This is a genomic window from Roseateles sp. P5_B10 (assembly GCF_056400485.1).
Genome location: NZ_JBFULE010000151.1, coordinates 1 through 9,278, shown reverse-complemented (window position 1 = coordinate 9,278; position 9,278 = coordinate 1). Strand labels below are relative to the sequence as shown.

8 protein-coding genes and 2 pseudogenes are annotated in these 9,278 nt (G+C 67.3%); 6 read left to right on the top strand and 4 right to left on the bottom strand.

What is annotated here, in order from left to right; translation table 11 throughout:
• A pseudogene (locus AC1DU6_RS12100) lies at positions 1–484 on the top strand (hypothetical protein); the annotation flags it as partial.
• 31 nt (positions 485–515) lie between these two features.
• Here AC1DU6_RS12100 and AC1DU6_RS12095 read toward each other — a convergent pair.
• On the bottom strand, positions 516–1,547 hold the full coding sequence (locus AC1DU6_RS12095) for an asparaginase (protein WP_457324523.1): 1,032 nt from the start codon (positions 1,545–1,547) through the stop codon (positions 516–518).
• Positions 1,548–1,579: 32 nt separating this feature from the next.
• Positions 1,580–1,987: a RidA family protein gene (locus AC1DU6_RS12090; RefSeq protein WP_457324522.1), complete on the bottom strand. Its 408-nt coding sequence runs from the start codon at positions 1,985–1,987 to the stop codon at positions 1,580–1,582.
• A 119-nt stretch (positions 1,988–2,106) separates the two neighbouring features.
• Here AC1DU6_RS12090 and AC1DU6_RS12085 point away from each other — a divergent pair, with 119 nt between their 5' ends.
• The gene (locus tag AC1DU6_RS12085) at positions 2,107–3,015 is read left to right on the top strand and encodes a LysR family transcriptional regulator (RefSeq protein ID WP_457324521.1); all 909 of its coding nucleotides are present in this window, start codon (positions 2,107–2,109) and stop codon (positions 3,013–3,015) included.
• Between the two features lie 5 nt (positions 3,016–3,020).
• On the opposite strand, the gene AC1DU6_RS12080 is transcribed toward AC1DU6_RS12085, so the two are convergent.
• Positions 3,021–3,680 (bottom strand): NAD(P)-dependent oxidoreductase, encoded by a 660-nt coding sequence (locus tag AC1DU6_RS12080; protein WP_457324520.1) that lies wholly within the window; start codon positions 3,678–3,680, stop codon positions 3,021–3,023.
• A 102-nt stretch (positions 3,681–3,782) separates the two neighbouring features.
• On the opposite strand from AC1DU6_RS12080, the gene AC1DU6_RS12075 reads away from it, so the two are divergent.
• Together AC1DU6_RS12075 and AC1DU6_RS12070 are read left to right on the top strand one after the other, a co-directional pair.
• Positions 3,783–4,709 (top strand): LysR family transcriptional regulator, encoded by a 927-nt coding sequence (locus AC1DU6_RS12075; RefSeq protein ID WP_457324519.1) that lies wholly within the window; start codon positions 3,783–3,785, stop codon positions 4,707–4,709.
• 437 nt (positions 4,710–5,146) lie between these two features.
• Positions 5,147–5,989, top strand: coding sequence for a hypothetical protein (locus AC1DU6_RS12070; protein WP_477857430.1), 843 nt, complete (start codon positions 5,147–5,149; stop codon positions 5,987–5,989).
• 283 nt (positions 5,990–6,272) lie between these two features.
• Here AC1DU6_RS12070 and AC1DU6_RS12065 read toward each other — a convergent pair whose 3' ends face one another.
• Positions 6,273–7,979: a GGDEF domain-containing protein gene (locus AC1DU6_RS12065; RefSeq protein ID WP_056203991.1), complete on the bottom strand. Its 1,707-nt coding sequence runs from the start codon at positions 7,977–7,979 to the stop codon at positions 6,273–6,275.
• Positions 7,980–8,017: 38 nt separating this feature from the next.
• On the opposite strand from AC1DU6_RS12065, the gene AC1DU6_RS12060 reads away from it, so the two are divergent.
• Together AC1DU6_RS12060 and AC1DU6_RS12055 are read left to right on the top strand one after the other, a co-directional pair.
• On the top strand, positions 8,018–8,830 hold the full coding sequence (locus AC1DU6_RS12060) for a DUF429 domain-containing protein (protein WP_477857428.1): 813 nt from the start codon (positions 8,018–8,020) through the stop codon (positions 8,828–8,830).
• A gap of 171 nt (positions 8,831–9,001) precedes the next feature.
• Positions 9,002–9,278, top strand: a pseudogene (locus AC1DU6_RS12055) (cache domain-containing protein); the annotation flags it as partial.

The following is a 9,278-nucleotide window of genomic DNA, read 5'->3' as shown; positions in this document are numbered from 1 at the left end:
ATTCAACCCCTTGTCGACGACCGTTGCGCTGGCGACGGCCGCCCTGGTGATTGGTGTCGCCGGCTGCGCGTCCACGCGCTCCAGCGATGAAACCGCCGGCCTGTCGCGCGACGCCGATACGGCCCCGACCCTGGCCGAGGCCACGCCCACCAATCCGCTGGACACGACGAGCCAGCCCAATCCGGTGGACACGACAACGACAGTAGCGATGCCCGCCGAGACCCCGGCTCCAGCGGCGCCTGTGGCCAGCATCGAGCCGCAGCCTGCCACGACAACGACCAGCGAGGCCTCGCCACCGATCTCGCCGGCGACGGATGTCAGCGCCGCACCGCCCATGCCGGCTCAGACGCAGCCCAGCACGCCTGCCTACCCAAGCAGCACCGACACCACGACGTCGAGCACGACCACGACGACCACGACCGATACGTCGAGCAACAACAACAACGCCGATCAGGCACTGCCGCCGCGCCGCGACCGCCACTGAGGCGGTCAGCGGTCAGCGGTCAGTGGCAGGGCTAAGGTGCGAGCGCTTGGGTGAGCGCTTGCGCCGGCCGCAGCGCGCCGACTTCGATGCCGCGCCAGTTGCTCAATTGCAAGTGGCTGTAGCTGCGTAACAGCTCGTCTTCGGTCTTCAGCAGGCCTTGTGCGACCGCGGCAAAAGCCGCTTCGGCCGCACGGGCGGCGCCGTCGTCGATCTTCAGCGCGACGCCGAGGCCCAGCTCCGGCAAGGCCGCGCAATAGACGCCCTCGGCGCCGATCTTGCAAAAGACGCGCTCGCCGAAGGCTTGCATGACGCGGGTGTCGAAACGGTCCGTACCGCCCACCATGAAGGGAGCCACGGCGGCCGCTTGGCGCAGCCTGCGCGCGGCGCGGGCGTTCACGTCGGACAACCCCTGGCCGGTGCCGCAGCGCGCAAATGCCAGTGCCAGTGAACGCAGCGGCAAGGCAAAGGTCGGGATGGAGCAGCCGTCGATGCCACGCGGGGCCTGCTCGACGTCCACGCCCGTTGCGGCTGACAAGGCGGAAGACACCTCGCGCATCACGGGATGTTCAGCCGCGACATAGCCGCGCGCGAATTCGGCCGGCTCGGCGCCAGCATTGCGCGCCATCAGGCAAGCCACGCAGACAAAGCCGCTGTGCTTGCCCGAGCAGTTGTTGTGCAGCGGCGTCGCGACCTCGCCGCGCGCCGCCATGCCGCGCAGCACCGGCTCGCGGCTGGGCCATTGCGTGCCGCATTCCAGCGCGTCGGCCGTCAGCCCCAACTTGGCCAGCACGCCGGCGGCCGTCGCCACATGCTCGGGCTCGCCGCTGTGCGAGGCGCAGGCCAGCGCGAGCTCAGCATCCGTCAACGAGAAGGCTTCGGCCCCGCCGCTTGCCACCAGCGGCAGAGCCTGCAGCAGCTTGACTGCCGAGCGCGGGAAGATGGGCCGGTCGATATCGCCCAGGGCCGTGTGCACGGCGCCCGAGGCGTCGACGATGGCCAGGGCGCCGGCATGGCGGGACTCGACGGTGCTGCCGCGTAGGACTTCGATGAGGACGGGGTTCATGGGCCGCTCGGACGGTAGGCAAAGGCGCAAGCCTAAACCGCCTGCGCAGCTTCCGGCAGCTTGGCCACCACCTTGATCTCGAACTTGAAGCCGTACAGCCAGGTCACACCGATGCCGGTCAGCGTGGGGTAGGGCGCCTCACCCCAATACTCGGGCACGATGGCCCAGATCCTCTCGAAGTTGGCCTCGGGGTCGACGATGTAGACGGTCACGTCCTGGACGTCGTCGAAGCTGCAGCCGGCGGCGGCGAGCACGGCGTTGAGGTTGTCGAACGCCAGCCGCACCTGGGTCTCGAGGTCGGGTTCGGGTGAGCCATCGGGCCGGCTGCCCACCTGGCCCGACACGAACAGCAGGCCGTTGGCGCGCACCGCCGGTGAATAGCGGTTGTGCTCGTACAGGGCCTGGCGGCCGGCGGGGAAGACGACGTCGCGTCGGGTCATGGCAATCTCCGTAAGAAAACGATGACTGCACTCTAGGCAACGGCTCTTTTTCGAGCTAGACGCTGCGGCGGACACCACTGTTTTGCCGCACTGGACAATCGCGACCCAAGGAGGGCGCGATGGACCGCTTCGATGCCATGCAGGCGTTCGTGCGAGTGGTGGAGGCGGGCAGCTTCACCAAGGCGGCCGAGGCGCTGCAGCTCAGCCGCACGCGGGTGACCCAGCTGGTGCAGGAGCTGGAGGCGCGGCTGCGCGTGCGCTTGCTGAACCGCAGCACGCGGCGCGTGCAAGCCACCGCGGACGGTGCCGCCTACTACGCGCAGGCGGTGCGCCTGTTGGCCGAGCTGGACGAGGTGGAGAGCAGCCTCGCCGGCGCATCGGGCGTGCCGCGCGGGCGCCTGCGTGTCGACGTGCCCAGCCCGCTGGCGCGGCTGGTGCTGGTGCCGGCCCTGCCGGGCTTTCACGCGCGCTACCCGGAGCTGGAATTGGAGCTTGGCGTCAGCGACCGCTTCGTGGATTTGATCGGCGACAACGTGGACTGCGTCGTGCGTGGCGGCGAGCTGGCCGACCCCTCGCTCGTGGCGCGCCGTGTCGGCGAGCTGCAACTCGGCGTGTTTGCGGCACCGGCGTACCTGGCGCGCGCCGGCGTGCCATCCCACCCGCGCGAGCTGGAGGGCACGCACCACCGCGTCGTGGGCTATCGCGGCGCCCGCGCAGGCCGCCCGCTGGCCTACACGATGACGCGTGGCGACGAGACCGTGGAAGTCGCCGGCCGAGCCACGCTGACGGTGGACGACGGCAATGCCTACCTCGCCGCCGGGCTGGCCGGCATCGGCCTGCTCTGGTTGCCGCGCTACATGGCCGATGCGCACGTCGCCGCCGGTGAGTTGCGGCCCGTCTTCGAGGACTGGCGCCTCGCGCCAATGCCGCTGTACCTGGCCTACCGGCCCAACCCCCATGTCAGCGCGCGGCTGCGGGTCTTCATCGATTGGGTCGTCGCGCTGCTGGCGCGGCAACTGCCGCGCTGACGGCCTCAGAGCGGCGCGGCGACGGTGAAGCGCGCGCGCAGATGGCGCGGCTGCTCGATCTCGTCGGCGATGGCCACGGCCAGGTCGGCCACCGTGATGCCGGCGGGGGCGTCACCCGCCATCAGCAGCTGCTCGCCGCCGACGCGGTAGTTGCCGCTGCGCTCGCCCGGGGCCAGCAGGGCCGGCGGGCTCAGCAAGGTCCAGTCCAGCTGGGTGTTGCCGCGCAGGGCGGTCAGGTGGTCACGCGCCGCACGGGCGCCGGGGACGATGTTGGCCGGCACATGGCTGGCGAAGTCCGGCGTGTCGACCAGTTGCACGCCGGGTGCGACGAACAAGCTGCCCGCGCCACCGACGACGAGCAGGCGCTTGACGCCGCTGGCTTCCACGCCCTGCGTGATGGCGGTCGCGCCGCGCAGGAACTTGTCGTAGAGCTCGGCCTCGTTCCAGCCCGGGTTGAAGGCCGACACGACGGCGTCGTGACCGCGCACGGCGGTCGCGACGGCCTCGGCGTCGTAAGCGTCGCCAACGACGGCGGTCAGCCCCGGGCGCGCTTCCAGCTTGGCGGGGTCGCGCACGAGGGCGGTGACCTGGTGGCCGCGTTGCAGCAGCTCGGCGAGGACGGCAGTGCCAACGAATCCGGTGGCGCCGATGAGAGCGATGTTCATGAGGTTCTCCAAAGGATTGAAAGCGATGGATGAACGATATGGGCTTCACGATCCGGCGATAAGACGGTAAAAATCGCCAAGACCTTGAAGTGGTGCTTAAGGATGGACGAGCTCAAGCCCTTTGCCGTATTTGCCGAAACGGTCGCCGCCGGCTCCATGAGCGCGGCCGGGCGGCGTCTGGGCATGAGCGCTTCGGCTGTCAGCCAGACGCTGCGCACGCTGGAGCGCCAGATGGGCGTCACGTTGCTGCACCGCTCGACACGCAAGCTCGCGCTGACCGAGGCCGGCGAGCGCTGCTACCCGCATTGCCTGCGCCTCGTCGAGGCGGCTCGCGCGGCGGCCGAATCGCTGGCCCAGGCGCGCGATGCGCCCAGCGGTGAGTTGCGCGTCGCCGCACCGGTGGGCTTTGCGGCCCATATCGCCCAGGCCCTGGCGCCGGTGCTGGCCCAGTCGCCGCAGCTGCGGCTGCGCCTGCTGGTGGACGACGCCATGATCGACCTCATCGATGCCCGCATCGACATCGCGGTGCGCGTCGGCCAGCTCGCCGATTCCAACTGGCTGGCGCGGCCACTGTGCGAGGTCGAGATGGTGCTGTGCGCCGCGCCCGCCTATGTCGAGCGCCATGGACAACCTGCGACGCCCGCCGATCTGCCCGGTTTCGACTGGCTGGCCTGGGCCGCCGAGACGCAGGACGCCGGCGACGCCGCGCCGGCCATTGCCCTGCTGCTGCACGGCGCCAGTGGCGAAAGCCAGCGTCTGCAGGTGCCCGTGCGCATCGCCAGCAACAACCACGTGGCCCTGCAGCAGATGTGCGARCAGGGTCTGGGGATCGCCCGCCTTGGCTATGCGGACGTGCTGGCCCAGCTATCCCGCGGCACCTTGGTGCGCCTGCTGCCGCAATGGCGCTTCATGCCGATGCCGGTGGTGGCCGTCACGCCTAAGCGCGAGGGCGAGCCGGCCAAGGTGAGGGTGGCGATCGAGGCGTTGAAGCGGTATTTCGCGACGCTGCCGGGGTTGGAATCTGGCTGACCATCTGGATTCGGGCAGAGTGCGGGGCGCGCCGCTTCCGTGCGCCTAGCGTTGATCACTTGGCGACTGCTGAAATCCGGCGCGCATAAGCCGGAAGCACTCTCAAGCTAGTTGATGACCGCAAAGCGTCCGCGGAGTCAGCCATAAACCGGCGCTCGCAAGGTCTCGGCAGCTGCCAGCGTCATCAATCTTGGGGGCAGCGGCTCAATGCACCGATTGCGCGGTCTATCGACTGCGAATCAAATCCTAGGGCATCGCTCTTGGGCCTATTACCAGGAGGCTGGCGCAATGCGTAGGCGGTCATCCGCTTTGCGTGAGATGGCTTCGGTGCCAAAACCTGCCGTTTTCGCAGTTCTTCGTGAAGGAACTCAATGCCAACAAGTCCGTTCAAGTCTGCGATACGAAACTACGCATGCGCAATCGGTGGAAGTCTGTTGGTGGCAATAGCCGACGGTATGCGCAATGGCGAGGGGGCGTCGCTGAAGAAAGCAATGCTTTGGATGGCAGACTTCTTTGAAGGCAGCCCAGGAATGGTTTGGAGTATCGCTGCCCTTGCGTTTTTCGCGATGGCGTCAGTCGTGTTGGTCATGGCATACAAACCAACCACTAGTAAAGAGTCTTTCCTGCTGGGCCTCGGAATACTCGCATTTGTTCAGTCTGCAGTTCCAGCGCCTCAGCCAAAGAAGGTAGTGACGCAGTCCAACGAGGACAGTTCGAAAGTCACGCCAGCTAGCGGGAAAACGAGTGGTTCGCGCGTGCATGCTCCGTTTTCATTCGTGTCCAGTGCTTTTGCGCAGACTCAAGCAGTATCGGAAACTCCAACGACGGATGTTTGGTTTATCGTGGAGGGTGCGTATCGGAGCACCGCGCCTTTTATTTCATTGGCTGTATATCCCGCCGACAGGAGTTATTCGGTCTATCGGTACACAATCTTCGGTGTTGATATGATCAAGTTGCCTGCTGGTCGTTATCATTTTGAATTTTCACTTGAAGACTATCGAAGTATAGTATTTACGCAAGAAATATCCGGTGGGGCGGTGGGGTTCTCTCAGATCGCTTTGAGCCCCACGCCATTTGATTCCTTTTTTAATGCACTTGGTCCGTTGCGCGTTAAACCTTTGAAAAACGCTATTCTGGGCGAGGCGCTCTCTCAAGCCCAAGCACTTTGTGCAGTAGGAAATCGCAAGGGCGCACTCGACGCTTTGAGCAAGGTGCAGGGTCGTGAGCGTTCAACTCTCGACGTTATGTACGGTGCTAAGCATCGTATTTGCTTGGAATAGGGAAGGTTTGCATAACCTCCGGGCAAGTCTGCTAGCGAGATGGTGAGCGACTGAGAGGATGGCGGCCATGAAGCAGACGAGTCTGGGCCTGCGGCAGTCAAACAAACGCACTGGTGCGCGCCAACTCGTGACCCAGCCGCGCTGAAGATTCAATTTCAAGTCGAGGCCAGCACAGATGCCGTGCTTTATTCAGACGTTCCTTAGCTGAACCGATCGGCGCGGCTTCGAACCGCGACAATCAACTACACCGGATATCTGCTATCAAATCGGGACGGCGTACTAATCAGTCCACGTGTACCCGATTGCGCCCACCCCGCTTGGCCGCATACAGCGCCTGGTCCGCCCGCAGGAGCAGGCTGTCGCCCTGATGCTGCTGCGGCGCGCCGCCCGAGATGCCGACGCTGATGCGCACCAGCAGGCCCGGCGTGACGGCGGCCCAGTCGTGTTCGACGACGGCCAGGCGCAGTCGCTCGCAGATCTCGGCGGCCTGTTGGGGGGCGATACCCACCAGCACGGCTAAAAACTCTTCACCGCCGATGCGGGCCAGCAGGTCGGCGCTGCGCAGGCGATGGCGCAGCAGCTGGGCGAGCTGTTGCAGCACGGCGTCGCCGACGGCGTGGCCATGGGTGTCGTTGATGCGCTTGAAATGGTCGACGTCCAGCGCAGCGACGCTGATGACCTGGTTGGCCATGCGCGCACCCTCCACCAGCAGAGGCAGGGCGAACTCGGCGTGGCGGCGGTTGTGCAGGCCGGTCAGCACGTCCTCGTGGGCGGCGCGGTCCAGGGCCATGGCGTGCTCGCGCAGGCGCGCCTGCTCGGTCTCGAGATGCACGGCGCGGGCGCGTTCGCGGCGGGCGTCGGCGGTGGCGCTGTCGGCGCGGGCCTGGGCCTGCTCGACCTGGTCGCGGATCAGGATGACCTCGGTCTGCAGCACGAGGTTGTCGCGCGAGATCTGGCGGTCCAGGCCGACGAGTTCCTCCAGCCAGACCAGGGCCTCGCGGTATTGGCCGCAGGCCTTGTAGGTCTCGTACAGCGATCGGATCAGCAGGCGGCGCAGCTTCGGCGGCGGCTCCGCGGCGGCCTGCAGCAGCGCCTCCAGGATGCGCGCGGCCTGCAGGGGCTCGCCCTTCAGGCGCAGGAAGACGGCGCGCTGCGCGTCGGCTTCGACGGCCAGCGTGCGGTAGCCGTGGTCGTGGGCGAGATGGCCGAATTCGTTGAGCAGCGGCAGGGCGTCGTTCAACAGGCCGCCCGCGAGCAGCGCGTTGACCAAGTTGGACACGGCCACCGCCACCTGGAAGGGGCTGCCGGACTGGCGGGCCAGCACGGTGGCTTGATCCGCGGTGCGGCGGGCACTGGCTACGGCGTCGGCCAGGGCTGTGGCGTCGCCCAGGGTCCGGGCCTCCTCGACGCGGCGCAGCCAGAAATAGGCCAGGTTGTTGTGGCAGGAGAACAGCACCTCGGCACAGTCGGTGCGGGCGGCGATCTCCAGCGCCTGCCCGGCCGATGCACAGGCCTGGACGGGGTTGTCCAGGCTGGAATAGGCGACGCCGACGCGGTTCAGCGCCCAGGCTTCGCGCACCGGGTCGGCGGCGCGGCGTGCGGCGGCCAGCGCCTTCATGCCCGACTCCAGCGCCTCGCGGCCCATCAGCAGTTGGCCGTAGACATAGCACTGGCTGGTCAGTGCGTCGGCCAGCAAGCCGTCGTCGTCCAGGCGTTCGGCCAGGGCCAGCGCCTCCGTCGAGCAGCGCGCGCTCGCCGTCAGCTTGCCCAGGCGCGGATATTGGTGCGCCAGCAGGGCCAGGGTTTCGGCGCGCCGGCGCTGTTGGGCCGGCGGGCAGGTCAGCAGCAATTGCTCCAGCGCCTCGCTGGACGCCTCATAAGCCCCGGCTGCGGCGCGCAGGCGTGCGGCGGCAAAGGCCTCGTCGAATGCGGCGGCGTCAAAACCGCGGTCTTCGGCAGGCAGGGCGGGGAGGTCGAGGAGGGCTGACATGGAACCAGCCGATTCTGCCTAGGCCCAGAATGCCGGGCATGACGGACATCGCTGTTTTCGGGGTTGACTTCACGAGTGCGCCTCGGGCAGCCAAGCCAATCCGGGTCGCCGGCGGCCAGCGGCATGGCGCCGTCGTCCGCCTTGCTGGCCTGGTAGCGCTACACAGCCTGGACGAGTTTTCCAGCTGGCTGGTCCGGCCGGGGCCCTGGGTGGCCGGTTTCGACCTGCCTTTCGGTCTGCCGCGTGAACTCGTCGAGCACCTCGGCTGGCCGACCGACTATGCCGCGCTGATGGCCCATTACGCCGCCTTGAGCAGAGTCGACATCCGAGACCGCTTTGCCGCCTTCTGCGACGCGCGCCCGGCCGGCGCCAAGTTCGCCCACCGCGCCTGCGACGGCCCGGCCGGCGCCAGCCCCAGCATGAAATGGGTCAACCCGCCGGTGGCCTGGATGCTGCATGCCGGCGTGCCGCGGCTGATTGCGGCGGGCGTGCATCTGCCGGGTCATCTGGCGGGCGACCCGACCCGCGTGGCGCTGGAGGCCTACCCGGGGCTGCTGGCGCGCGAGCTGATCGGCCGGCGCTCCTACAAGAGCGACACCAAGGCCGCGCAGACGCCGGAACGGCTGATCGCGCGCAAGGACATCGTCGAGGGCCTGGAACAGGGCCGCACGCGGCTGGGCCTGCGCTTGAAGCTGAGCCATGCACAGCGCGACGACCTGGTTGCCGATGCGAGCGGCGACAGCCTGGACGCGGTGCTGGCGATGCTGCAGGCGGCCTGGGCGGCCGAGYAGCCGGACCATGGCTGGCCGCAGGGCGCGGACCCGATCGAGGGGTGGATCGTCAGCGCGTGAAATCGCTTGCCGCCGCGCCGCCGACCGTTGTGCAGAAGATAACTGGACGACTCGACGGTTGTTCGACTTTTCGGCTATCGCACTGGCTTGATGGTGCTTAAGATCGAATCGAGCCTGCCGATCTGCAAGCTCGCGAGTCGAACCTCTTGATGTTTTTGGAAGGACCATCCAATGAACCTCTTACGTCGCTTGATCTTGATCGGCGCTTGCAGCGCCGCCATGGGTGCCGCGTCGGCCGCCGACTCCGCGCGCGGGACGAAGGACGAAGCCAAGGCCTTGGCCGAGGCGGCCGCCGCGCATGTGAACAAGGTGGGTAGCGAGCAGGCGTTCAAGGACTTCGCCGATGCCAAATGGCATCCGAAGGACATGTACGTGTTCGCGCAGAGCATGGACGGCGTGATGATCTATCACGGCGCCAACGAGAAGCTCGTCGGCAAGAACTTCAACG